Origin of the sequence: Bacillus sp. FSL P4-0334, assembly GCF_038004825.1 — a bacterium.
Taxonomy (GTDB): Bacteria; Bacillota; Bacilli; order Bacillales; family Bacillaceae; genus Bacillus; species Bacillus velezensis.
The window spans coordinates 2,796,077-2,820,665 of sequence record NZ_JBBORX010000001.1; the positions used below are offsets into that span (position 1 = coordinate 2,796,077).

At 45.5% G+C, this 24,589-nt stretch carries 22 protein-coding genes; all 22 read left to right on the forward strand.

Annotated features, from left to right (window positions below; all coding sequences use genetic code 11):
- The first annotated feature begins 77 nt into the window (after positions 1-77).
- The 22 genes from NSQ37_RS14325 to cotE all read left to right on the forward strand — a co-directional run bounded on the left by NSQ37_RS14325 (position 78) and on the right by cotE (position 24,551).
- Positions 78-803 carry a GntR family transcriptional regulator gene (locus NSQ37_RS14325; RefSeq protein ID WP_007409813.1) on the forward strand — a complete coding sequence of 242 codons (726 nt, stop codon included), beginning with the start codon at positions 78-80 and terminating at the stop codon, positions 801-803.
- Between the two features lie 111 nt (positions 804-914).
- Positions 915-2,144 carry an MFS transporter gene (locus NSQ37_RS14330; protein ID WP_007409814.1) on the forward strand — a complete coding sequence of 410 codons (1,230 nt, stop codon included), beginning with the start codon at positions 915-917 and terminating at the stop codon, positions 2,142-2,144.
- Positions 2,145-2,250: 106 nt separating this feature from the next.
- Positions 2,251-2,706, forward strand: coding sequence for a MarR family winged helix-turn-helix transcriptional regulator (locus NSQ37_RS14335; protein ID WP_003154157.1), 456 nt, complete (start codon positions 2,251-2,253; stop codon positions 2,704-2,706).
- The gene (locus NSQ37_RS14340) at positions 2,706-5,825 is read left to right on the forward strand and encodes an MMPL family transporter (protein ID WP_059366984.1); all 3,120 of its coding nucleotides are present in this window, start codon (positions 2,706-2,708) and stop codon (positions 5,823-5,825) included. The genes NSQ37_RS14335 and NSQ37_RS14340 overlap by 1 nt, the downstream gene beginning before the upstream one ends.
- 152 nt (positions 5,826-5,977) lie before the next feature.
- Positions 5,978-7,258 (forward strand): EF-P 5-aminopentanol modification-associated protein YfmF, encoded by a 1,281-nt coding sequence (gene yfmF, locus NSQ37_RS14345; protein ID WP_012117578.1) that lies wholly within the window; start codon positions 5,978-5,980, stop codon positions 7,256-7,258.
- Positions 7,255-8,541 (forward strand): EF-P 5-aminopentanol modification-associated protein YfmH, encoded by a 1,287-nt coding sequence (gene yfmH / locus NSQ37_RS14350; protein ID WP_059366982.1) that lies wholly within the window; start codon positions 7,255-7,257, stop codon positions 8,539-8,541. The genes yfmF and yfmH overlap by 4 nt, the downstream gene beginning before the upstream one ends.
- 59 nt (positions 8,542-8,600) lie before the next feature.
- Positions 8,601-9,329 carry an elongation factor P 5-aminopentanone reductase gene (gene ymfI, locus NSQ37_RS14355; protein ID WP_043021102.1) on the forward strand — a complete coding sequence of 243 codons (729 nt, stop codon included), beginning with the start codon at positions 8,601-8,603 and terminating at the stop codon, positions 9,327-9,329.
- 75 nt (positions 9,330-9,404) lie between these two features.
- Positions 9,405-9,662, forward strand: a complete 258-nt coding sequence (locus tag NSQ37_RS14360) for a DUF3243 domain-containing protein (protein WP_003154150.1) — start codon at positions 9,405-9,407, stop codon at positions 9,660-9,662.
- Positions 9,663-9,789: 127 nt separating this feature from the next.
- On the forward strand, positions 9,790-10,581 hold the full coding sequence (locus NSQ37_RS14365) for a DUF3388 domain-containing protein (protein WP_007409819.1): 792 nt from the start codon (positions 9,790-9,792) through the stop codon (positions 10,579-10,581).
- Between the two features lie 18 nt (positions 10,582-10,599).
- Positions 10,600-11,499, forward strand: coding sequence for a helix-turn-helix domain-containing protein (locus NSQ37_RS14370; RefSeq protein ID WP_014417801.1), 900 nt, complete (start codon positions 10,600-10,602; stop codon positions 11,497-11,499).
- Positions 11,500-11,571: 72 nt separating this feature from the next.
- Positions 11,572-12,153 (forward strand): CDP-diacylglycerol--glycerol-3-phosphate 3-phosphatidyltransferase, encoded by a 582-nt coding sequence (gene pgsA / locus NSQ37_RS14375; RefSeq protein ID WP_007409821.1) that lies wholly within the window; start codon positions 11,572-11,574, stop codon positions 12,151-12,153.
- A gap of 17 nt (positions 12,154-12,170) precedes the next feature.
- Positions 12,171-13,421, forward strand: coding sequence for a competence/damage-inducible protein A (locus tag NSQ37_RS14380; RefSeq protein WP_085341999.1), 1,251 nt, complete (start codon positions 12,171-12,173; stop codon positions 13,419-13,421).
- A gap of 170 nt (positions 13,422-13,591) precedes the next feature.
- Positions 13,592-14,635 (forward strand): recombinase RecA, encoded by a 1,044-nt coding sequence (gene recA / locus NSQ37_RS14385; RefSeq protein WP_003154145.1) that lies wholly within the window; start codon positions 13,592-13,594, stop codon positions 14,633-14,635.
- Between the two features lie 167 nt (positions 14,636-14,802).
- On the forward strand, positions 14,803-15,984 hold the full coding sequence (locus tag NSQ37_RS14390) for a serine hydrolase domain-containing protein (RefSeq protein ID WP_059366981.1): 1,182 nt from the start codon (positions 14,803-14,805) through the stop codon (positions 15,982-15,984).
- A gap of 292 nt (positions 15,985-16,276) precedes the next feature.
- Positions 16,277-17,836: a ribonuclease Y gene (gene rny, locus NSQ37_RS14395; protein WP_003154140.1), complete on the forward strand. Its 1,560-nt coding sequence runs from the start codon at positions 16,277-16,279 to the stop codon at positions 17,834-17,836.
- A gap of 60 nt (positions 17,837-17,896) precedes the next feature.
- A complete protein-coding gene (locus NSQ37_RS14400) occupies positions 17,897-18,691 on the forward strand; it encodes a TIGR00282 family metallophosphoesterase (protein ID WP_003154137.1) in 795 nt (264 codons plus the stop codon).
- Positions 18,692-18,890: 199 nt separating this feature from the next.
- Positions 18,891-19,151 carry a stage V sporulation protein SpoVS gene (gene spoVS / locus NSQ37_RS14405; RefSeq protein ID WP_003154135.1) on the forward strand — a complete coding sequence of 87 codons (261 nt, stop codon included), beginning with the start codon at positions 18,891-18,893 and terminating at the stop codon, positions 19,149-19,151.
- Between the two features lie 257 nt (positions 19,152-19,408).
- Positions 19,409-20,455: an L-threonine 3-dehydrogenase gene (tdh, locus tag NSQ37_RS14410; protein ID WP_136396371.1), complete on the forward strand. Its 1,047-nt coding sequence runs from the start codon at positions 19,409-19,411 to the stop codon at positions 20,453-20,455.
- Positions 20,456-20,467: 12 nt separating this feature from the next.
- Positions 20,468-21,646, forward strand: coding sequence for a glycine C-acetyltransferase (locus NSQ37_RS14415; RefSeq protein WP_136396372.1), 1,179 nt, complete (start codon positions 20,468-20,470; stop codon positions 21,644-21,646).
- A 142-nt stretch (positions 21,647-21,788) separates the two neighbouring features.
- On the forward strand, positions 21,789-23,318 hold the full coding sequence (gene miaB / locus NSQ37_RS14420; protein WP_012117585.1) for a tRNA (N6-isopentenyl adenosine(37)-C2)-methylthiotransferase MiaB: 1,530 nt from the start codon (positions 21,789-21,791) through the stop codon (positions 23,316-23,318).
- A gap of 2 nt (positions 23,319-23,320) precedes the next feature.
- Complete coding sequence (locus tag NSQ37_RS14425; RefSeq protein ID WP_003154113.1) at positions 23,321-23,752, forward strand: RicAFT regulatory complex protein RicA family protein; 432 nt, start codon at positions 23,321-23,323, stop codon at positions 23,750-23,752.
- A 253-nt stretch (positions 23,753-24,005) separates the two neighbouring features.
- Positions 24,006-24,551 carry an outer spore coat protein CotE gene (cotE, locus tag NSQ37_RS14430; protein WP_003154111.1) on the forward strand — a complete coding sequence of 182 codons (546 nt, stop codon included), beginning with the start codon at positions 24,006-24,008 and terminating at the stop codon, positions 24,549-24,551.
- Positions 24,552-24,589 lie beyond the last annotated feature (38 nt).

Here is a 24,589-nt window from a genome sequence, read left to right on the forward strand (position 1 = left end):
TTTATTTTTTTATTAAAACATGATATAGTTGTCCCAATTGTTCAATAATTTATGAAAGTGGTTTACGGAGGGGAAACATGTCTACAAAAGCTGACAATCGTCACTTGTATCTAAAAGTGATTGAGCGAATCAAAGAGGATATACAAAACGGAATTTACACCGAAAAGGAAAAGCTTCCTTCTGAATTTGAGCTTTCAAAATCAATGGGTGTCAGCCGGGCAACTCTGCGTGAAGCTTTGCGTATCCTTGAAGAGGAGCATGTGATTATCAGAAGGCACGGTGTGGGCACTTTCGTCCATACAAAACCGCTGTTTCTTTCAGGTATTGAACAGCTCAACAGCGTGACGAAAACGATTCAGCAGGCGAACATGGTGCCGGGTACGATTTTTTTGTCGTCTCAGGTCATCACGCCGTCTGATGAAGATATCGCTAGATTCCGGCTTGAGCCTGAGCAGGAGCTTTTTTATTTGGAACGCGTGAGAACGGCAAGCGGCACTCCGGTCGTTTACTGTTTAGATACGATTCCGATGCACATTCTGCCGAATTCTTTCTGTCATGAACAGGAATCAATTTTTGATCTTTTGGAAAAAAACTCCGGGTCTGTGATCAGCTATGCCGTTGCTGATATCGAACCGATCGGATATCACGATACGATTTCACCGGTTTTGGAATGCGAGCCGGAGACGGCGCTTTTATTGCTGAAGCAAACCCACTATAATCAGAATGATGAACCTGTGCTGTATTCATTAAATTATTTCCGGGCTGATAAGTTCAGTTTTCATGTTGTAAGAAAACGTTTTTAAGACAGACGCGTCATGTGTCTGTTTTTTTATTTGCCGTTTCAGTACATACTTTGTTTTCTGCAAGGCACAATAAAACAGGAAACAACCAAGTATAGTGAATGGGTGAATAAGTTGAGTAAGAAGAAAAATGGAACGAAAAATATCATTGCTCTGGCTTCTGTACCGCTCGTGATGACACTCGGGAATTCCATGCTGATTCCTGTGCTTCCGATGATTGAAAAGAAGCTGTCCATATCGTCTTTTCAAGTATCGTTAATTATAACGGTCTATTCGATTGTGGCGATTATTTGTATTCCGATTGCCGGATATCTGTCCGATAAATTCGGAAGAAAAAAGGTTCTTCTGCCTTGTCTTCTCATAGCCGGTGCGGGCGGAGCGCTTGCCGCGATAGCTTCCACCGCGTTCAAGCATCCTTATCCCATTATCTTGGCGGGGCGGGTGCTGCAGGGAATCGGTTCGGCAGGGGCGGCTCCTGTAGTGATGCCGTTTATCGGTGATTTATTCAAAGGGGATGATGAGCGGATTACCGCGGGGCTCGGCGATATTGAGACGTCTAACACTGCCGGGAAAGTAATAAGCCCGATTCTCGGTTCGCTCTTGGCTGCATGGTTTTGGTTTATGCCATTTTGGTTCATTCCGTTTTTTTCGCTCATCAGTTTTTTTCTCGTATTGTTTTTGGTGGCAAAGCCGGAGGAACAAAAAGAAGCGCCTTCTATTTCCGAATTTGTGAAAAATGTCGGCCGCATATTTAAGCGTGACGGACGCTGGCTCTTTACGGTTTTTATCATCGGCTGCGTGATTATGTTTTTGCTGTTCGGGGTTCTTTTTTATTTATCAGACTCACTGGAGAAGAAATACGGCATTGACGGTGTGGCTAAAGGAGCGCTTTTGGCAATCCCGCTTTTATTTCTATCCGTCAGTTCATATATAGCAGGCAGGAAAATCGGAAAAGACCAAGGCAAAATGAAGTTTTGCATCGTTTTCGGAATGAGTGCCGTGACACTGTCGTTTATCGGCCTATGGTGGAATCACAGTTTTTATTTATTATTTATCTTTTTGTGTGTCAGCGGTATCGGTATCGGAATGGCATTGCCGGCTTTAGACGCTGTCATCACAGAAGGCGTAGACAACGAGGAATCGGGAACCATCACCTCATTTTATAACAGCATGCGGTTTATCGGAGTAGCGGCGGGACCGCCGATCTTTGCTGCCCTGATGTCAAATGCAGGCTGGCTGATTTTTATTTTATCCGCTTTTTGCGGCATTGTGTCTGTATTTTTAGCGCTGTTAAATATCTCATCACAAGCAAAAGAAAAAAAGGAATCATTAAAGACGGTGTAATCTGCACTGTCTTTTTTTATTTTATTTTGAAGATTGACATGATACCGTCAAGTCGTTATCCTTTTTAATAGTTAAACATATTAACTATCGGAAGGAGGGGGAAAAGGTGCATGAAGAAAAAGTAAAGCAGCTGATTCAGCGTTATTCCGATGTATACTTGCACGTCTTAAAAAAAATTGACAGCATTATCGCTGAAAAAGTGAACAAAGAACTGACATTGGATCAATATTACATCCTCCGCTATATTATGCTCAATCCCGATTGCAAATCAATTGAACTGGCCGCGGTGTGCCACGTCAATAAAAGCGCCATTACATCTATGACGAACCGTCTGTATGAAAAAGGCTACATCAATAGAGAACGCAGCCAAAGCGACCGCCGGAGCATACTTTTAAATGTCACGGAAAAGGGGACGGAAGTATTTCACCGTGTGGAGCGGCGGATTGAGGAACTCGTCCGATCATATATTATGTATTTTGATGAAGACGAGGCGGAGATGTTCGTGAATACATATGAAAAATTATATCGATTGATGATGACTGAGGAGGATCAGCAGACATAATGAAAAACATTATCCGAGCCCGCTGGATCATCGCCGCGGTGTGGGTCGCCGCAACGGTGATATTTATGCTTACAGCGCCTGATATGGCTGAATTGACACGGGAGAAAGGGCAGATTTCCGTACCGGACGGATATTCCTCTTCTTACGCCCATGAATTGCTTGATGAAATGTCTGATTCAGATGCACCGTCTTCTTCTGCCGTCATCGTATTCCACGAAAAAGGCTTAATGACAGACAAAAAAGATCGTCTGGAAAAAGCCGTCAGCACTTTGTCTGAACACAAAAAAGCGCTTCAGATTAAAACGGTGACTTCATACTTCGGGGAGAAAAATGACGACATTAAAAAACAGCTGCTGTCAAAAGACAGACAAACGATGCTCGTTCAGCTGCAGCTTGATACATCCAAAAACGATATCATCGAAATAAAAAATAAAATTGATAAAGAGCTGAAACCGTACGGCGTATCATACGGCATTACAGGCCAATCGCTGATCGACGAAGATGTGTTAAAAAGCTCACAGGACGGCTTGAAAAAGACTGAATATATAACGGTCGCTTTTATCCTGATCGTGCTGATCCTTGTATTTCGGTCAGTGGTCGCTCCGTTCGTGCCGCTTTTATCAGTATTGATATCTTATTTAGTCAGCCAGTCGATTGTCGCATTTTTAGTCGATCAGCTGAATTTTCCGCTCTCAACTTTTACTCAGATTTTTATGGTTGCGATCATGTTCGGGATCGGCACAGACTACTGCATTCTGCTTCTCAGCAGATTTAAAGAAGAACTGTCGCATGGCGCTGATATAAGAGAAGCGATCGTCGTCACCTACAAAACGGCCGGAAAGACGGTTTTGTACAGCGGCGGTGCGGTGCTGATCGGATTTGCCTGCATCGGATTTGCGACATTTAAGCTGTATCAGTCGGCAGCGGCCGTTGCGGTCGGTGTCGCGGTGCTGCTGCTTGCGCTCATGACGATCGTGCCGTTTTTTATGGCTGTTTTAGGAAAAAGCTTGTTTTGGCCTGTTAAGGGCGATATTTCGCATCCTCAAAGCAAAGCATGGGAAACGTCAGGGCGGTTTTCATTTAAAAGGCCGCTCATCAGTCTTGCAATCGTTGCGGTATTCACCGTCCCGCCTATCCTTCTTTACAAAGGGTCGCTGTCTTACAACAGTCTTGACGAAATCGGGGATAAATATGAATCCGTCCGCGCGTTTCATACGATTTCAGACGCCTTCGGCCCGGGAGAACTTCTTCCGGCCACAGTCGTCATCAAAAATGATGAGACATTAAATACCGAAAAACACCTGATTGATATCGAAAAAATCAGCAGAGAACTTGAAAAAACAGAGGGTGTAAAAACGGTCAGAAGCGCCACGCGCCCTGCTGGAAACGGATTGAATCAATTATTTGTCACAAATCAGGCAAAGCAGCTTCAAGAAGGGCTTGATAAAGGCAATACAGGACTTGAAAAAATCACGGACGGATTAGGGCATGCCGCAAAGTCGTTAGCTGATTCACAGCCGCAGATCGAAGAGTCGGGGAAAAGCGTCAATCAGCTTATTGACGGAACATTGTCTCTGAAATCCGGGCTTTCTGATATAGGAGAAAACCTGAATAAACTGCAGGCTGGCGTGAACGAGAATAAAGCCGGCGTCGCCCAGATGAGAAAGCAGATTGAAGAGCAAAAACAAATGCTGACTTCACAGCTCAAACAAAACAGCGGTCTCGCTTCAGAAACGCAAAACGCTTTAAAATTGGTAAAAACCGTCCTGCCGATGAAAGATGAAGCCAGCAGACAGCTTGCCGATTTGAACAAGCAGCTTGCCCGGCTGCCGTTTGCAAAATTGGAAGCGTCAATACCGTCAGTCAAAACCGATCCCTCTTACCAAGAAATCAAATCAGCCTTTACGGGTGTACAGTCAGCCGTTTCCAAGGCAAACGCGGATGCAGAAGCGTTTTCTAAACAGGTCGACAGTCAAAAGGCTCATCTGCAGCAAGCGGAAAAACAATTTGCCCGACTGGCAGCCGCTCAGAAGAAGATTGACACTCAAATTAACGCAATGATCAATGGTCTGACCAGTATTGAAAACGGTCTGCAGCAAGTGTCAGACGGACAGGGGGCTCTCGCGGGACAAATGCCGCGCCTTGAATCGGCGGCAGGACAGCTCGCGGAGGGCCAGAAAAAAATGAAGAGCGGCCTTGGTGATTTTTCTTCCCGGCTCAGCGATCTTTCTTCAGGCCTTAACGATAGTGTAAAAGGGCTTAAGAAAGTATCAAGCGGCATGATGGGGGCGAATGATTACCTGGGTGAGCTTCACAAGGCGTCAGACAAAGAAATGACAGGCTGGTTTGTGCCGAAAGACGCGTTGACAAACAGTGATTTCACAAGCGTGTTTAATACGTACATGTCAGATGACAGAAAAACGACAGAATTGACCGTCGTTCTTGATAACAATCCTTACTCAAATACGGCCATTCAAGATATTCAAGCGATCAAAGCGAGCGTAAAAAGAGCCATTCCGAACACGGATCTGAAGAATGCTTCCTTCGGCGTTTCGGGAGTCTCCAGCATGAATGCCGATCTGAAGGAAGTATCGGATTCAGACTTCAAACGGACGGCCATGTTTATGCTGGCGGGAATTTTTCTGATTCTCATCGTGATGCTGCGCTCCCTCATTATGCCTGTTTATTTAGTGGCGTCGCTCGTACTGACGTATTTCGCATCCATCGGCGTGACGGAATACATCTTTACACACTTCTTCGGGTACCCGGGCGTAAACTGGGCCGTGCCGTTCTTCGGCTTTGTCATTTTGATGGCTCTAGGCGTGGATTATTCCATCTTTTTAATGGACCGCTTTAATGAGCTGAAAAAAGAAGGAACGGAACCCGCAATGATCAGCAGTATGAAAAATATGGGTTCCGTCATCATTTCTGCAGCCATTATTTTAGCGGGAACCTTTGCGGCCATGCTGCCGTCAGGCGTTCTTTCCTTATTACAGATTGCAACCGTGGTATTAACAGGTCTTCTCATGTACGCAATTGTCGTCCTTCCGTTTTTTGTACCGGTCATGGTGAAAATATTCGGAAGCGCCAACTGGTGGCCTTTCAATTTGAAAAAATAACGTTCAATGCCTCTGCCTGTTTTCGGGCAGAGGTTTTTTTGTTTCCTTATAAATCCTCCAGTTGATATAATTACATCTGCGCACTCTTTTTTGCGAATGCTGAAATTTGGTCATAATACATACTATGAAAGAATGAACGAAGGAGGTTTCACATGACTTACGTAAATGAAATGAAGTCAAAGCACGGCGGGATCACCGCCCACATCGTAAAGACCGAGAAATTTAAAACCGTTTCGCTGACGTTTAAAATGCTGGCTCCTTTAACGAAAGAGCTCGTAACAAAAAGGGCGCTGTTTCCGCATGTGCTTCTGCGCGGAACAGAAAGCCGCCCGAAAACCGCTGATCTGCGGTCTTATTTTGATGAACTGTACGGCACATCCGTTTCAGCTGATCTGACAAAAAAGGGAGAACGTCATGTCATTACGTTTAGACTTGAGATTCCTAATGAAAAGTATCTGAAGGACCGCACACCGTTATTGGAAAAAGGCCTTCAGCTTTTATCAGAGCTTGTCTTTTCGCCCGCTTTGGAAAACGGCGCCTTCCTGCCCCTTTATGTCACGCAGGAAAAACGGACGCTGAAACAGCGGATTCAAGCCGTATATGATGATAAGATGAGATATTCTAATCTGCGTCTCGTTCAGGAAATGTGCAAAAGCGAACCGTATGCCCTTCACGTCAACGGCGAGTTCGATGATGTTGAACACATTACACCGCAAGATTTGTATGAAGCCTATCAAAAAGCCATACGCGAAGATCAGCTGGACCTGTACGTCATCGGCGATGTTGATACAGATCAGGTGAAAACGGCCGTTGATACGTATTTTAAAACGGAAGAACGGGAGCTTCAGCCTTTTGAAAGAAGCGCGGCGAATGAACAGCCCGATCCGAAGGAAGTCATTGATGAAGAGGACGTCAAGCAGGGCAAGCTGAATATCGGATTCCGGACCAATACGACATATACAGATCCGGATTATCCTGCATTGCAAGTGTTTAACGGGCTGTTCGGAGGTTTCTCTCATTCAAAGCTGTTTATAAATGTCCGTGAAAAAGCGAGCCTCGCCTATTATGCAGCCTCAAGGGTGGAAAGCTTCAAAGGGCTTTTGATGGTCATGTCGGGCATTGAGGTGAAAAATTACAAGCAGGCCGTCACCATCATTGAAGAACAGTTTCAGGCTATGCAAAACGGTGACTTTTCAGAAGATGATATCGCCCAAACGAAAGCCGTTATTAAAAATCAAGTATTAGAAACCATTGATACGGCATACGGCTTAGCGGAATTTCTGTATCAGCAGGCCTCAGCCCAAGTAGAGATACCGATCGAAAGATTCCTTGACAATATCGAGAAAGTGACAAAAGAGGACATTATCAATGTCGGAAAGAACATTAAGCTGGATACGACTTATTTCTTAAAAGGGACGGGGGGAGCATCTTGACTAAACCGATAAACTTCGAACAGCTTCAGGAAACGCTGTATCATGAAAAAATGGCAAACGGCCTTGATGTCTATGTGCTGCCGAAACAGGGCTTTAATAAAACATACGCCGTGTTTACGACAAAGTACGGTTCCATTGACAATCAATTCGTTCCTTTAAATAAGGAAGAAATGGTACACGTCCCTGACGGAATCGCGCATTTTCTGGAGCATAAACTGTTTGAAAAAGCGGACGGCGACGTGTTTCAGGACTTCAGTAAGCAGGGGGCGTCGGCAAATGCCTTTACATCATTTACACGAACCGCTTATCTGTTCTCCAGCACTTCTAATGTGGAGAAAAACCTGGAAACACTCGTAGATTTTGTTCAGGACCCGTATTTCACGGAAAAATCAGTTGAAAAAGAAAAAGGCATCATCGGCCAGGAAATCAATATGTATGATGATAATCCGGATTGGCGGCTGTTTTTCGGCCTTATCGAAAATATGTATAAAGACCACCCCGTGAAAATTGACATTGCCGGAACGGTGGAGAGCATCTCTCATATTACGAAAGATCTGCTGTATGAGTGCTATGAAACGTTTTATCACCCGAGCAATATGCTGCTCTTTATCGTCGGTCCCGTAGATCCTGAAGCGGTCATCAGCCAGGTGCGGGAAAACCAGGAGAAAAAGCCGTTTACAGACCAGCCTGAAATCAAACGTGAAGAAGTTCAGGAGCAGGAAGCGGTTTTCCGCCGGGAGCAGGAATTAAAAATGAACGTGCAAGGCTCAAAATGTCTTGTCGGCTTAAAGGCGAAAGACCCTTATAAAACGGGGCAGAAGCTGTTGAAGCACGAGCTCAGCATGAACCTCATGCTTGAATGTCTCTTCGGAAAAAGCTCACCGCATTACGGTGACTTGTACGACAAAGGCTACATTGATGAAACTTTCAGCTTTGATTACACGGCTGAATACGGATTCGGTTTTGCCTCTGTCGGAGGAGATACACCGGAGCCGGATAAGCTCGCTGACGAATTAAAACACATGCTGCTTGATGCAGAATCAGCCGTGACTGCGGAAAAACTTGATCTTGCGAGAAAAAAGAAGATCGGGTCATTCTTAAAAGCGCTCAATTCGCCTGAATATATCGCCAACCAATTCACACGCTACGCCTTTTTAGATATGAGTCTGTTTGATGTCGTAACCGTACTGGAGCAGATTACGCTGGATGACGTAAAGCGGGTCATTAAAGAAGAAATATCAGAAGACAGGCTGACAGTCTGCAAAGTCGTGCCAAAATCATAACAAAAACATCCCTCACGCGCTGAGGGATGTTTTTCTGGGGAAAGAAGGAGTATTGATTGATGAAACAGACAGCGCTCGTAACCGGAGCAAGCGGCGGAATCGGACAAAGTATAAGTGAAGTCCTCGCAAAAAACGGGTATGACGTCCTCTTGCATTATCATTCTAATAAGGAAGCCGCACACAGGCTCGCGGAAAGGCTGAGCGCATCATTCGGCGTAAAAGCCTCCGTTATTCAGGCGGATCTGTCCTCACCGGATGGCGCGGAGACACTCAGCCGTTCCGTTAAGCAGCCTGTGGATGCTCTGATATTAAACAGCGGCAAAAGTCATTTCGGCCTGGTTACGGACGTTACGGATGACACGGCGCGGGAGATGGTGCAGCTGCATGTAACGAGTCCGTTTCTTTTGGCGCGTAATCTGATGCCCGGCATGATCCGGAAAAAAAGCGGGGGCATCGTCGCGATCGGTTCCGTCTGGGGAGAAACAGGCGCATCGTGCGAGGTATTATACAGCATGGTCAAGGGAGCGCAGCATTCGTTCGTCAAAGCGCTTGCCAAAGAGCTTGCTCCGAGCGGCGTCCGCGTGAATGCAGTCTCGCCGGGTGCCGTTGATACAAATATGCTTGATCAGTTCACGTCTGATGAAAAAGAAGCGTTGGCAGAGGAAATTCCCGCGGGCCGGCTGGCAAAGCCGGAGGAAATCGCCGAAGCGGCGGCCTTTTTATTATCGGACAAGGCTTCCTATATTACGGGGCATATATTATCCGTAAACGGCGGCTGGCACTGCTGAAAAAAATGTGTGTATAGTTTGCATCTGTACGGACAAAATAATTTTGTAACAACAGATGAAATGGAGGAACCCAACATGTCAGTATTAGAAAACTGGGATAATTGGAAGAATTTCCTTGGCGACAGATTGAACTATGCGCAGGAAAAAGGGATGAGTGATGAAACGATCACTGACCTCGCTACAGAAATCGGCGGTTACCTTGCGAACGAAGTCGACTCGAAAAACCATCAGGAAAAAGTGCTTGCTGATCTTTGGAGCGTTGCTTCTGAAGATGAACAGCGCGCCATCGCAAATATGATGGTGAAGCTTGTTGAAAATAACAGCACTCATTAAGAGGGGGGATTTCTCCTCTCTTTTTTTATGTTTTCCTCTATAGAGCAACATTCTTCTTTCTAATTAGAGAAAAATGTTTTATGATAAAGGAAGGTAAAAATTTGCCACAATGGAGGGGGTATATCATTTGGCAAAGCTCGAATGGTATTTTGAATATGAAATTCAAGTGAACCGCCCCGGCCTGCTCGGGGATATTTCATCTCTTCTCGGGATGCTGTCAATTAATATTGTCACAATTAACGGTGTCGACCTTTCCAGAAGGGGAATGCTGCTCAGATGCCGGCATATAGATCAAATTAAACGATTGGAATCAATTTTAAAAACAATGGAGACCATTAAAGTAACGAAGCTGAGAGAACCGAGGCTTCGCGACCGTCTCGCAGTCCGCCACGGAAGATACATTCAGCGTGATGCCGATGACAAAAAAACCTTCCGTTTTGAAAGGGACGAGCTCGGTCTTCTGGTTGACTTTATGGCCGAGCTGTTTAAAAAAGAAGGGCACAAACTGATCGGAATCCGGGGAATGCCGAGGGTCGGAAAAACGGAGTCCATCGTTGCGTCAAGCGTTTGTGCCAGCAAAAGATGGCTTTTCGTATCATCAACGCTGCTAAAACAAACGATCCGGAGCCAGCTGGTTGCCGATGAATACAGCACGGAAAACGTGTTTATCCTCGACGGCATCGTTTCGACAAGACGGGGATCTGAGCGCCATCTTCAGCTCGTCAGTGAAATTATGCGGCTTCCGGCGACAAAGGTCGTGGAGCACCCCGATATTTTTGTTCAAAATTCGGAGTATACGCTCGATGATTTCGATTATATTATCGAACTCAGAAATGATCCTGACGAAGTTATTACATATGAACATGCAGAAGAACCGCAAATATTTGATCAGACCGGTTTTTCAAGCTTTGATTTTTAATATTGGAAGGTGTTTGTTGTGACAGAATTAGCAATCCGGCTTAAAGAAGCCAGAGAGGAAAAAGGGATGTCATTGGATGAACTCCAGGCGGCGACGAAAATTCAGAAAAGATACTTAACCGCTCTGGAAGAAGGCAATTATGACGTCATTCCCGGCAATTTTTATGTGCGGGCGTTTATCAAGCAATACGCTGAAGCTGTCGGGCTTGATTCAGATCAGTTATTTGAAGAATATAAAAAAGACATCCCTAACACGTACCATGACGATGTGTCGGAAAAAATCTCCGGTCTCGCCATGCAAAGGGAGCTTCCTAAGTCCGCTTCAAAGGCGGCGGAATGGCTTCCGACCGTCCTTGTCGTCATCGGTGTCATTATCGTCATCGCGATCATTTATGCGATTATTCAGCTCGGAATGAGCAAATCCGGGCAGACAGACGGAGATAAGGCAGTCACCCAAAGTGAGAGCAAGTATGAGATTCCTAAGGATTCTGCGCTGAAAAACGACGGCAATACAAATGACGAAGCGCAATCTGACAGCAAAAAAGACAAAAAGGACACAAAAGCGTCAGAGCAGAAAAAGAAAGAAAAAAGCAGTGAAAAGACGGAGATCAAAGCGGCCGGAACGGAAGGATCGGCTTCTTCATACAACGTCTCCGGGGCAGATAAGTATAAGCTTGAACTGATTGCTTCTGACAGCGCATGGATCCGCGTCCGTGATGACAGCGGCGGTTCTTTAAAAGAAGGAACGCTGCAAAAAGGCGAAACCTTTAAAAAAGACGTCACGGATCAAAAGCAGATTGAAATCCGCACGGGCTATGCCCCTAACCTGAAAATTAAAATCAACGGAGAGGTTCTGTCCTATGAACTCAATCCGCATGATGTGATGGCGCAGACCATCACAATCAAGATGAAAAAATAAAAGGGGAAAAGTCATCTGAACGATTAAGATGACTTTTTCTTCACGTCCGAGTACATATATTGGAGGGGCTTTATGTTTAACTTACCGAATAAAATCACACTGGCAAGAATCGCTTTAATTCCTGTATTTATGATTATCATGCTTGTTCCTTTTCAGTGGGGCAGCGTTCATATAGGGGATGAATCGATTCCGGTCGCGCATCTTACGGGAGCTGTTTTGTTCATTATCGCATCAACGACTGACTGGGTGGATGGCTACTACGCCAGAAAACTGAACCTCGTGACAAATTTCGGGAAATTTTTAGATCCGCTGGCTGACAAACTGCTGGTGTCCGCGGCATTAATTACGCTTGTGCAGTTTGACCTTGCGCCGGCGTGGATGGTCATCATCATCATCAGCCGCGAATTTGCCGTAACGGGATTAAGACTTGTGCTGGCGGGAACGGGGGAAGTTGTAGCCGCCAATATGCTGGGGAAAATTAAAACATGGGCTCAGATCATCGCTGTTGCCGCGCTTTTGCTGCATAATCTTCCGTTTGAGCTCGTTTCTTTCCCGTTCGGCGATATCGCTTTATGGGTGGCCGTGCTCTTCACAGTCATTTCCGGCTGGGATTATTTTGCGAAGAACTGGGATGCGTTAAAAACATCTAACTAAGAAAGAAGGACTTAAAGATGGAAATAGCAAAAAAAGCAGAAATCATTGCAGTCGGCTCGGAGCTTCTGCTCGGCCAGATCGCCAATACGAACGCGCAGTTTATCAGTAAAGAGCTGGCGGAAATCGGTGTAAACGTGTTTTATCATACCGCTGTCGGTGACAATCCGGAGCGGCTTAAGCAAGTCATCCGCATTGCCGAAGAGCGCTCAGACCTAATTATTTTTTCAGGCGGCCTCGGACCGACCAAGGACGATTTGACGAAAGAAACCATTGCAAACACACTGGGGCGCCCGCTCGTTCTGAATGACGAAGCGTTCCGGTCGATCGAAGAATATTTCGCGAAAACAAAACGGACCATGTCGCCGAATAACCGCAAACAGGCGCTCGTCATTGAGGGCTCAGACGTTTTGGCGAATCATTTCGGCATGGCGCCGGGAATGCTTGCAGAGCACGGCTCAAGGCTTTATATGCTGCTTCCCGGGCCGCCGAGTGAGCTGCGTCCGATGTTTGAAAATGAAGCGAAGCCGCTGCTTCTTAAAAAGCTCGGTTCTAATGAGAAAATCGTTTCAACCGTGCTGCGGTTTTTCGGAATCGGTGAATCCCAGCTTGAAGCTGATTTAGAAGATATCATTGATGCGCAGACGAACCCGACGATTGCGCCGCTTGCCGCTGACGGAGAGGTCACGCTGCGTTTAACGGCGAAACATGCCGACGAAAAAGAAACAGAACGGCTTTTAAAAGAAACGGAAGCCGCCATTTTAGAACGTGTCGGTGAATTTTTCTACGGATATGATGATACGTCTCTGGTGAAGGAGCTTTCAAAAGCATGCAGACAAAACAAAATCACGATTTCTTCTGCCGAAAGCTTTACAGGCGGCCTGTTTTCAGAGTGGGTGACTGATTTAAGCGGTGCGTCTCAACTATTTGCAGGGGGCGTTGTCTGCTATTCCGACAGCGTGAAACAGCATGTGCTCGGCGTGAAAGCTGAGACACTCGCAGAAAGCGGAGCGGTCAGCAAAGAGTGTGCGAAAGAGCTTGCAGCCGGTGTGAGAAAGCTGACCGGAAGCGATATCGGCATCAGCTTTACCGGGGTTGCGGGTCCCGACCTGCAGGAAGGGCATGCGCCGGGCCGCGTCTTTATCGGCATTTCGGCGGAAGGAAAAGAAGAGGTGCACGAATTTAACTTTGCCGGCTCAAGAACCGGAATCAGAAAGCGCGCCGCTAAATACGGCTGCCATCTCATTTTGAAAATGCTGGATCAAAAATAAAGTTTTAAAGAGGCGTTTTCTCTGATTTTTAAGTTTTACAAGGGAAATTATGCTCTTTTGCAGAAAAGCGAACGCGGAAAAAATCCGAATATGCGTTCGCTTTTTTCTTGGCAAATGCCAGTAAACAAGGTATAGTATATGTAGTGGCAAGATAAAGGAGGAAAAAATAAATGAGTGATCGTCAGGCAGCCTTAGATATGGCTCTTAAGCAAATAGAAAAACAATTCGGCAAAGGTTCCATCATGAAGCTCGGAGAAAAAACGGATACAAGAATTTCAACGGTGCCAAGCGGTTCCCTTGCACTTGATACCGCTCTCGGAATAGGCGGATACCCGCGCGGACGGATTATTGAAGTATACGGACCTGAAAGCTCAGGTAAAACGACTGTAGCGCTTCACGCAATCGCTGAGGTTCAGGAAAAAGGCGGACAGGCAGCATTTATTGATGCTGAGCATGCTCTTGATCCTGTTTACGCGCAAAAGCTCGGTGTCAATATCGAAGAGCTTCTGCTTTCTCAGCCGGATACGGGAGAGCAGGCGCTAGAGATTGCTGAAGCGCTGGTGCGAAGCGGAGCTGTTGATATCGTAGTCGTTGACTCTGTTGCGGCGCTTGTTCCAAAAGCTGAAATTGAAGGTGACATGGGTGATTCACACGTCGGTTTACAGGCGCGTCTTATGTCTCAGGCGCTCCGTAAGCTTTCCGGCGCCATCAATAAATCTAAAACAATCGCAATCTTTATTAACCAGATTCGTGAAAAAGTCGGCGTTATGTTCGGAAATCCGGAGACGACACCGGGCGGCCGCGCGCTGAAATTCTATTCTTCCGTGCGCCTTGAAGTGCGCCGTGCCGAGCAATTAAAGCAGGGCAACGACGTCATGGGGAATAAAACGAGAATTAAAGTCGTAAAAAACAAAGTCGCTCCTCCGTTCCGTACGGCTGAAGTGGACATTATGTACGGTGAAGGAATCTCCAAAGAAGGGGAAATCATCGACCTTGGAACTGAACTGGATATCGTGCAAAAAAGCGGTTCGTGGTATTCTTATGAAGAAGAACGCCTCGGTCAGGGCCGTGAAAACGCCAAGCAGTTCTTAAAAGAAAATAAAGACATCATGCTGATGATTCAGGAACAAATCCGTGAATATTACGGTTTAGACAATAACGGTGTAACGGACAAAGCGGAAGAAGTTCAGGAAGAGATGGAATTAGAAGAATAAAAACACGATCAAAAGAGCGGAATAAGCAATTTCCGCTCTTTTTTTGTGTGTTTCAAAAAAACACTGGCTGTTTCGGAAAATTTTATCTGGAATGTTACAACTTTTTTCACCCTTCACTCGTCTAACATCATGGCGAAAGTTGAAATTATATCTGAGGAGGAAAAAAGATGACGAGCCCCCGCCGCACAAGAATAAATAAAAAAAGAAAGAAGAAGCTGATGAAAACGGGAGGGCTGTTTCTTTTTCTGCTGCTTGTCACTGTTTTTATTATGATCTGGACCGTCACGGCGCATCATCGGGAGAAGGAATCCGTTAAAAGCGCTCCCGCCGCTCAATCTGATACTTCAAAAGACCAGACTCAACAGAAAAAAGAAAAGACGCAAAAAGAGAAAACACCTAAATCAATCGATCACAATAAACAGATCAGCAATTACTTGCAACAGATCGGGTTCAGCGGCACAGCAATGATCGTAAAAGATGGAAAAGTTGTGCTGAAAAAAGGCTTTGGCTATGCGGACCGAAAACAAAAAATTAAAAACAATCCGGAGACATCATATTATATCGGTTCTTCACAAAAAGCGTTAATCGCGACGGCTGTCCTGCAGCTTGAAGAAAAAGGGCTGCTGCAGACGAGTGACCCCGTCAGTACATACTTGCCGAATTTTCCTAACGGCACGCGCATTACATTGAAAAACCTGCTCAATCATACGTCCGGCATAAACGGGCATATTGAGGGTCAGGGACCGATTTCTCCAATTGATTTAATCAAGGATATAGAATACCGCGGAATTAAACGGCAGCCCGGGGTTTGGGATTACAGGGATTCCAACTATTCAGTGCTTGCTTATATCGTATCTCAAGTCAGCGGGGAGTCTTATGAACAATATATAAAAGAACACGTGTTCAAACCGGCCGGAATGAAGCATGCCGGATTTTACAAAACATTTGTCAAAGCCAAATATCCTGCCGTCGGCTACAAAGTCGATGAGAGCGGCAGTCTTGTAACGCCGCACCTTCTGGACTTATCACAGCTGTACGGGGCGGGCGACATGTATATGAGCGCTGAAGATCTCTATAAATTTGATAAAGCGATCGTAAACGGCACGCTCCTTTCAAAAGAAAGCTTCACAAAAATGTTTACAGCAGGAAGCAGTGCCGCTTACGGCATGGGGTTTTACATTGATCCGGGAAGCTATTCCAATCACGGTGTTATGCCCGGTTACAACATTTTGAACAGCTTCAGCCATTCGGCAAGCAAATATGTCATATTACTGTCAAACATTCAGAATAACGCCAAATTAGGACAGGTAAACAATAGAATTTACCAATTGCTTAACCAGCCGGACTAACAGAGCCGTCATTCACGAAAAGCGGATCTAGGTATGGTATGATATATACATGGGCGAAGATCCGAGCTGAAGGCGAATCGTTAAGCTGGCAAGCTTGACAAGTATTTCCGACACAATTACAATGAAGTTGTAACATTTGTTTTTTTAACATGATTGTTAAACCATTTAAACTTGACAAGGGCATGAGAGACTCATTCCCTGTGAAGGTTCTGTATGTTGAGAAAATCAGACAATGTACATGCCGGCACTTATTTAAGCAAAAACCAAGTTCATAGCAAGAGGAGGTGAAAGTATGACCCCAATGACGGTTCTCATCTCCATTTTGCTGACTCTGCTCGGTTTAGTTGTTGGCTACTATGTTCGTAAAACCATTGCCGAAGCAAAGATTGCGGGCGCACGCGGTGCTGCCGAGCAAATCCTTGAAGATGCAAAGCGTGATGCTGAAGCACTGAAAAAAGAAGCTCTGCTTGAAGCAAAGGACGAAATCCATACACTTCGAATAGATGCTGAACAGGAAGTTCGTGAAAGACGAAATGAGCTTCAAAAACAAGAAAACCGTTTACTTCAAAAAGAAGAAAATCTTGACCGTAAACATGAAGGAATTGATAAACGGGAAGCGATGTTGGAGAAGAAAGATCATTCTCTGAATGAACGACAACAACATATTGAAGAGATGGAAAGCAAAGTGGATGAGATGATTCGTATGCAGCAGTCAGAACTCGAACGCATTTCGAGCCTGACACGGGATGAAGCGAAACAAATCATTCTTGACCGGGTTGAAAATGAGCTTTCACATGACATCGCCATCATGACAAAAGAAACCGAAAACCGTGCGAAAGAAGAGGCAGATAAAAAGGCGAAAAACATTCTGTCGCTTGCTTTGCAGCGCTGTGCAGCAGATCATGTTGCCGAAACGACGGTATCGGTCGTCAATCTTCCGAATGATGAGATGAAAGGACGTATCATCGGCCGTGAAGGGCGTAACATTCGTACGCTTGAAACGCTTACAGGTATTGACCTGATTATTGATGACACACCTGAAGCAGTCATTCTTTCCGGATTTGATCCGATCAGACGGGAGACGGCAAGAATCGCTCTTGATAAACTCGTTCAGGATGGCCGTATTCACCCGGCGCGCATTGAAGAAATGGTTGAAAAATCCCGCCGTGAGGTAGATGACTATATCCGGGAAATGGGTGAGCAGACGACGTTTGAAGTCGGCGTTCACGGACTCCACCCGGATCTGATCAAGATCCTCGGCCGGTTGAAATTCCGTACAAGCTACGGGCAGAACGTACTGAAACATTCTATGGAAGTTGCGTTTTTAGCCGGTTTAATGGCTTCCGAGCTTGGAGAAGATGCAAAGCTTGCCAAGCGGGCCGGTCTTCTGCATGACATCGGAAAAGCAATTGACCATGAAGTGGAAGGAAGCCACGTGGAAATCGGAGTGGAGCTTGCGACCAAATATAAAGAGCATCCAGTCGTCATTAACAGTATTGCGTCACACCACGGAGACGAAGAGCCGACTTCCATTATCGCCGTTCTGGTTGCTGCCGCTGATGCACTGTCAGCCGCAAGACCGGGCGCGAGAAGTGAAACGCTCGAAAACTATATCCGCAGACTTGAAAAGCTTGAAGAAATCTCCGAGTCTTACGAAGGTGTTGAAAAATCATTTGCGATTCAGGCCGGCCGTGAAGTTCGCATCATGGTAAAGCCGGACTCCATTAATGATTTAGAAGCCCATCGTTTGGCACGTGATATCCGTAAACGAATTGAGGACGAGCTTGATTATCCGGGCCACATTAAAGTGACCGTAATCAGAGAAACTCGAGCCGTAGAGTATGCAAAATAAAGTGATGCTTAGCGCATCACTTTATTTTTTTGAGTCCCTGAAAAGGAAGGAATGGAATGTATGAGAATTTTATTTATCGGAGATGTTGTCGGTTCCCCGGGCCGCGACATGGTAAAAGAATATGTCCCGAAACTGAAAGCGAAACATAAACCGCATTTTACAATTATTAACGGAGAAAATGCAGCACACGGAAAAGGACTGACAGAAAAGATCTACCACAGCCTGATGGAAGCGGGAGCAGATGCCATTACAATGGGAAACCATACGTGGGATAAAAGAGAGATCTTCGACTTTATTGATGATGTGCCGCATCTTGTCCGGCCGGCGAATTTCCCGGAAGGTACGCCGGGCAAAGGCATTACCTATATTAAATCGAACGGAAAAGAGCTTGCCGTCATTAATTTACAGGGACGGACGTTTCTTCCGCCGCTTGATGATCCGTTTGCTAAAGCGGATGAATTAATAGAAGAAGCGAAAAAGCGCACGCCGTACATTTTTATTGATTTTCACGCCGAAGCGACAAGCGAAAAAATTGCGATCGGCTGGTACACAGACGGAAGAGCCTCTGCCGTGGTAGGCACCCATACACACGTGCAAACGGCAGATAACCGCATTTTGCCGAAAGGAACGGCATATATTACTGATGTAGGCATGACGGGTCCGTACGACGGAATTCTCGGTATGGACAGAGAAACGGTCATCAAGCGGTTTAAAACCAATCTTCCCGTCCGGTTTACGGTGGCGGAAGGTAAAACTACGCTGAGCGGAGTGCTCATTGACATCGACGATCAAACGAAAAAGGCCGTAAATATCGAACGGATATTAATCAATGATGACCATATGTTCTTTGAATAGGTGATCATGTGTTTATTTTATAAAAATATTAAAAGGAAAAGCAGGAATATAGCAACTTCTTAGTGAATATAGTAGAAATGGAAGGTAGCCCGCTATTTTTGAAAAGCATTGTGGGGATGGCTTTTTGGATAGCAACATCTAATAATGATTGTTCTAATGAACACTCACTTATCCATTGTAAAACTAAGGGGGAGCAGAAATGGAAATCTTAAAAGTTTCAGCAAAATCAAGTCCAAATTCAGTAGCAGGCGCGCTTGCCGGTGTATTGAGGGAACGCGGAGCCGCCGAAATTCAAGCAATTGGGGCGGGTGCCTTAAATCAGGCTGTTAAAGCGGTTGCGATTGCCAGAGGCTTTGTCGCGCCAAGCGGCGTAGATTTGATTTGTATTCCGGCTTTTACAGATATACAGATTGACGGAGAAGAAAGAACGGCGATTAAGTTAATCGTCGAACCCCGTTAAAAACAAAAACATGACATTCTCAACCTGCTTGCGTAAGGCGAGCGGGTTGTTTTTATTGTTGTCATATTTTCTCACAATATTATATTGATAGTACGAAGAGATGATAAATGGCTTTATTCATATAATATTCAAAAAAAATCCCGCCCATTTTTCCGGACGGAAGCAGTTGTTTTCTCGGAGTGGACACTGGTGTTTACCTCCTTTTTATATCATGTTACAATCCAGTTATTACAGTGTTTTTTCGAGGAGGAGTGTACATGTTGGGAGGAAAGATGAAAGCTATCGTCAAAAATGAAAACGCTTTCGGAGCAACTCTGAAAGAAATTCCCATACCTTCCATTAATGAGAATGAAGTTCTCATTAAAGTACAGGCCGCATCTATATGCGGTACAGATGTGCATATTTATAATTGGGATCAATGGGCGCAGAAACGAATCAAAACACCTCAAGTATTCGGACATGAATTCAGCGGTATCGTAGCGGAAACGGGCAAGCACGTCACAAATGTCAAAACAGGTGACTACGTTTCGGCTGAAACCCACTTCGTCTGCGGTACTTGTGTCCCTTGTTTAACAGGAAAACATCATGTGTGCACCCATACAAAGATCCTCGGCGTAGATACAGCCGGTTCCTTCGCTGAATATGTCAAAGTGCCGGCTCGAAATGTTTGGAAAAATCCCGCTGATATGGACCCCGCCGTCGCTTCTGTTCAAGAGCCGCTTGGCAACGCGGTGCATACGGTGCTGGAAAGCAGCCTGCTTGCGGGCGGTTCCGCTGCAATTATCGGCTGCGGACCGATCGGGCTGATGGCGGTGGCAGTGGCTAAAGCGGCCGGTGCATCCCGTATTGCGGCCATTGATAAAAATGATTACAGGCTGGCTCTTGCGAAGAAATTGGGAGCCACGATCACCATTTCAGCTGATAAGGAAGATCCGCTTGAGGTGATCGACACCTTAACAGGCGGAGAAGGGATCGACCTTGTCTGCGAAATGTCAGGCCACCCGGCAGCTATAGCACAAGGATTAAAGATGGCGGCCAACGGGGGAAGGTTCCATATGCTGAGTCTGCCGGAACGTCCGGTGACGGTTGACCTGACAAATGACGTGGTGTTTAAAGGACTTACCGTCCAAGGCATCACAGGCAGAAAAATGTTTGAAACATGGCGGCAGGTATCGCACCTGCTTGAATCCGGCCTTGTTGATCTGACGCCGGTGATCACGCATCAGTTTCCGCTTGAAGACTTTGAAAAAGGGTTTGACCTGATGAGAAAGGGCCAGTGCGGCAAAGTCATTTTGATTCCATAAGGGGAGGGTTCTATAATGAAAGAATTTGAATTTCTAAAAGCAGAGCTTGATAAAATGAAAGAAAATAAAACGTGGCAGCAAATGAAACAAATTGAAACGAAGCAGGGTCCGTCGGTGGAAGTCAAAGGGGAAAACGTGATACAGCTTTCATCGAACAATTATCTCGGTTTGACGTCGCATCCAAGGCTTGTCGAAGCGGCCAAACGCGCCGCGGAAGAATTCGGAGCGGGTACGGGGTCCGTCCGGACAATCGCCGGAACATTCACAATGCACAATGAGCTGGAGAAAAAATTGGCAAACTTTAAAAAAACAGAAGCGGCACTTGTTTTTCAATCGGGGTTCACAACGAATCAGGGCGTCTTATCAAGCATTCTTACAAAAGAAGATATCGTGATCTCTGACGAACTGAACCATGCTTCCATTATTGACGGGATCAGGCTGACGAAAGCAGATAAAAAGGTGTACCGCCATGTTGATATGGACGATTTGGAAAGGGTGCTGAAAAAATCAATGAATTACCGCATGCGCCTGATCGTCACCGACGGCGTATTCTCAATGGACGGCAACATCGCTCCTTTGCCTGACATCGTCAAACTTGCGGAGGCGTACGATGCCTTTGTGATGGTCGACGACGCGCATGCTTCCGGCGTACTCGGAAAAAATGGAAGGGGAACGGTTAATCACTTCGGGCTTGACGGAAGAGTCCATATACAGGTGGGCACATTAAGCAAAGCCATCGGAGTGCTTGGCGGTTACGCCGCAGGGTCGCAGGTTCTGATCGATTACCTGCGCCATAAAGGGCGCCCTTTCTTATTCAGCACTTCTCATCCGCCTGCGGTAACGGCCGCATGCATAGAAGCCATTGACGTCCTGCTGGAAGAGCCTGAGCATATGGAAAAGCTGTGGGAGAACACGGCGTATTTCAAAGATAAACTGGTTCAAATGGGGCTGACCCTCACAAAAAGCGAAACACCGATCGTGCCGATATTAATAGGGGAGGAAGAAAAAGCCCAGGCATTATCAGACCTTTTATTGACCCGCGGCGTCTTTGCACAAAGCATCGTGTATCCGACGGTCGCCCAAGGAAAAGCGAGAATCCGCACCATTATTACGGCGGAGCATACAAAAGAGGAGCTTGACCGGGCCCTGGAAGTAATCCGTTCAGCCGCAAAAGAGTTTCAGCTTGTGTAAGGGGGAAATGATTCCCTCTTTTTTATTTCTTATTGATTCTTATTCTCAATAAGGTGTACAATAATAGGCTGGCGGTTGTGCCAAACGCTTTTAACCAGTATACTTGAGGGTGGAAGTTTCGGTTGAAAGGAGACATTCGAACATGAATGAAAAGCAAAAGCAGGAAAGCGGACAAGTGAATCCAGCGGACAAAACATCCGAAAAGGATTACAGCAAGTATTTTGAAGCCGTATATATTCCGCCTTCTTTAAAAGATGCGAAAAAACGGGGCAAAGAATCCGTTCAATATCATAACGATTTTAAAATCTCAGAAGAATTTAAAGGCCTCGGTGAAGGCAGGAAATTTTATATCCGCACGTACGGATGCCAAATGAACGAGCATGATACGGAAGTCATGGCGGGTATTTTTATGGCGCTCGGTTATGAAGCGACAAATTCGGTTGATGACGCGAACGTTATTTTATTAAACACTTGCGCTATCCGGGAAAATGCTGAAAACAAAGTGTTCGGCGAGCTCGGCCATTTAAAGGCGCTCAAAAAAAATAACCCGGACTTGATTCTCGGCGTCTGCGGCTGCATGTCACAGGAAGAATCAGTCGTAAACCGCATCCTTAAGAAGCACCCGTTTGTCGATATGATTTTCGGCACGCACAACATTCACCGTCTGCCGGAACTGTTATCAGAGGCATATTTATCAAAAGAGATGGTCATTGAAGTGTGGTCGAAGGAAGGGGATGTCATTGAAAACCTTCCGAAAGTCCGCAACGGGAAAATTAAAGGCTGGGTCAACATTATGTACGGCTGTGACAAGTTCTGCACATACTGCATCGTACCGTATACCCGCGGAAAAGAACGAAGCCGCCGTCCTGAGGAAATTATCCAGGAAGTCAGAAGACTTGCAAGCGAAGGCTATAAAGAAATCACACTGCTCGGTCAAAACGTGAATGCGTACGGAAAAGATTTTGAGGATATGACGTACGGTCTCGGTGATTTAATGGACGAACTGCGTAAAATTGATATTCCGAGAATCCGATTCACGACGAGTCATCCGCGTGACTTTGATGATCATCTGATCGAAGTGCTCGCCAAAGGCGGCAACCTTCTTGACCATATCCATCTCCCGGTTCAATCAGGAAGCTCAGCGATGTTAAAAATGATGGCGCGCAAATATGATAGAGAACGCTATCTGGAGCTTGTCGGAAAAATTAAAGCGGCGATGCCGAACGCTTCACTGACGACTGATATTATTGTCGGTTTTCCGAATGAAACCGATGAACAATTTGAAGAAACGCTTTCGTTATATCGCGAAGTGGAATTTGACAGCGCATATACGTTTATTTACTCTCCTCGTGAAGGCACGCCGGCAGCGAAGATGAAAGACAATGTTCCGATGAGGGTCAAGAAAGAACGTCTTCAGCGCCTCAATGATTTGGTGAAAGAAATTTCAGCCAAAAAAATGAAGGAATATGAAGGCAGGACCGTCGAAGTATTAGTTGAGGGAGAAAGCAAAAATAACCCTGACATTCTTGCCGGCTATACGGAAAAAAGCAAGCTCGTCAACTTCAAAGGGCCGAAAGACGCCATCGGCAAGATTGTACGCGTCAAAATCGAACAGGCGAAAACATGGTCGCTTGACGGTGTGATGGCAGGAGAAGCAATCGAGGTGAAATAATAATGACGCTTTACTCAAAGAAAGACATTGTACAGCAGGCTAGGAACCTTGCGAAAATGATTTCTGAAACAGAAGAAGTTGATTTTTTCAAACGCGCCGAGGCGCAGATTAACGAAAATGAAAAAGTCTCTGCGATTATTAATCAGATTAAAACCCTGCAAAAGCAAGCCGTTAACCTGAAGCACTACGAAAAGCTTGAAGCGCTGAAACAAGTGGAAAGTAAAATTGACGCCCTGCAGGAAGAGCTTGAAGGGATTCCGATCATTCAGGAATTCAGAGATTCCCAGATTGAGGTCAATGACCTTCTTCAGCTTGTCGCACATACGATCTCAAATCAGGTGACAAACGAAATCATTACATCTACCGGAGGCAACCTGCTGACGGGAGAAACCGGTTCAAAAGTAAAACATTCGAATAACAGCTGTTCTATTTAAACACGGGGCCTTCATCGGCCCGTGTTTTTTTTATTATTTGAGAACTAATTGTAATATGTACTAAATTTTCATCGTCTTATCGTTTTGCCCCATTTTACTGGAAAGTTTTATCATACTTAAAAGTAAAGTTTCTGGGCAGGGCTGCATACAATGAAACAGAAACTTTGTATTTTTATATTTTTATTATAAAAATGCACATGAGACAAATGCCCAGCATAAGATAACACGAAGAAGAACAAGGAGGCCTGCCGGAATGTCTGAATACAGGGAAATTATTACGAAAGCGGTAGTTGCGAAAGGAAGAAAATTCACCCAATGCACCAACACGATCTCACCTGGAGAAAAACCGTCAAGTATATTGGGCGGCTGGATTATCAACCACAAGTACGATGCCGAAAAGATCGGGAAGACTGTAGAAATTGAAGGGTATTATGATATAAACGTCTGGTACTCTTACGCCGATAATACAAAAACGGAAGTTGTAACCGAGAGAGTAAAGTATGTCGATGTGATTAAACTCAGATACAGAGACACAAATTACTTAGATGACGAACACGAAGTCATTGCCAAAGTGCTGCAGCAGCCGAATTGTCTTGAAGTCACCATTTCTCCTAACGGAAATAAAATCGTGGTTCAGGCAGAGAGAGAATTTTTAGCAGAAGTGGTCGGTGAAACGAAAGTCGTCGTCGAAGTCAATCCTGACTGGGAAGAAGACGATGATGATGATTGGGAAGACGATCTTGATGAAGAATTAGAGGACATTAACCCTGAATTTTTAGTCGGAGATCCTGAAGAATAAGTTGAGGCTAGGGGAGTTTAACACCCCAAGTCTCTTTT

Bases quoted from the DNA above. Each gene is read 5' to 3' on its own strand.
- NSQ37_RS14325 (WP_007409813.1), top strand. From the start codon at position 78: ATGTCTACAAAAGCTGACAATCGTCACTTGTATCTAAAAGTGATTGAG.
- NSQ37_RS14340 (WP_059366984.1), top strand. From the start codon at position 2,706: ATGAAAAACATTATCCGAGCCCGCTGGATCATCGCCGCGGTGTGGGTC.
- yfmF (WP_012117578.1), top strand. From the start codon at position 5,978: ATGACTTACGTAAATGAAATGAAGTCAAAGCACGGCGGGATCACCGCC.
- ymfI (WP_043021102.1), top strand. From the start codon at position 8,601: ATGAAACAGACAGCGCTCGTAACCGGAGCAAGCGGCGGAATCGGACAA.
- NSQ37_RS14360 (WP_003154150.1), top strand. From the start codon at position 9,405: ATGTCAGTATTAGAAAACTGGGATAATTGGAAGAATTTCCTTGGCGAC.
- pgsA (WP_007409821.1), top strand. From the start codon at position 11,572: ATGTTTAACTTACCGAATAAAATCACACTGGCAAGAATCGCTTTAATT.
- NSQ37_RS14380 (WP_085341999.1), top strand. From the start codon at position 12,171: ATGGAAATAGCAAAAAAAGCAGAAATCATTGCAGTCGGCTCGGAGCTT.
- recA (WP_003154145.1), top strand. From the start codon at position 13,592: ATGAGTGATCGTCAGGCAGCCTTAGATATGGCTCTTAAGCAAATAGAA.
- NSQ37_RS14390 (WP_059366981.1), top strand. From the start codon at position 14,803: ATGACGAGCCCCCGCCGCACAAGAATAAATAAAAAAAGAAAGAAGAAG.
- rny (WP_003154140.1), top strand. From the start codon at position 16,277: ATGACCCCAATGACGGTTCTCATCTCCATTTTGCTGACTCTGCTCGGT.
- NSQ37_RS14400 (WP_003154137.1), top strand. From the start codon at position 17,897: ATGAGAATTTTATTTATCGGAGATGTTGTCGGTTCCCCGGGCCGCGAC.
- spoVS (WP_003154135.1), top strand. From the start codon at position 18,891: ATGGAAATCTTAAAAGTTTCAGCAAAATCAAGTCCAAATTCAGTAGCA.
- tdh (WP_136396371.1), top strand. From the start codon at position 19,409: ATGTTGGGAGGAAAGATGAAAGCTATCGTCAAAAATGAAAACGCTTTC.
- miaB (WP_012117585.1), top strand. From the start codon at position 21,789: ATGAATGAAAAGCAAAAGCAGGAAAGCGGACAAGTGAATCCAGCGGAC.
- NSQ37_RS14425 (WP_003154113.1), top strand. From the start codon at position 23,321: ATGACGCTTTACTCAAAGAAAGACATTGTACAGCAGGCTAGGAACCTT.
- cotE (WP_003154111.1), top strand. From the start codon at position 24,006: ATGTCTGAATACAGGGAAATTATTACGAAAGCGGTAGTTGCGAAAGGA.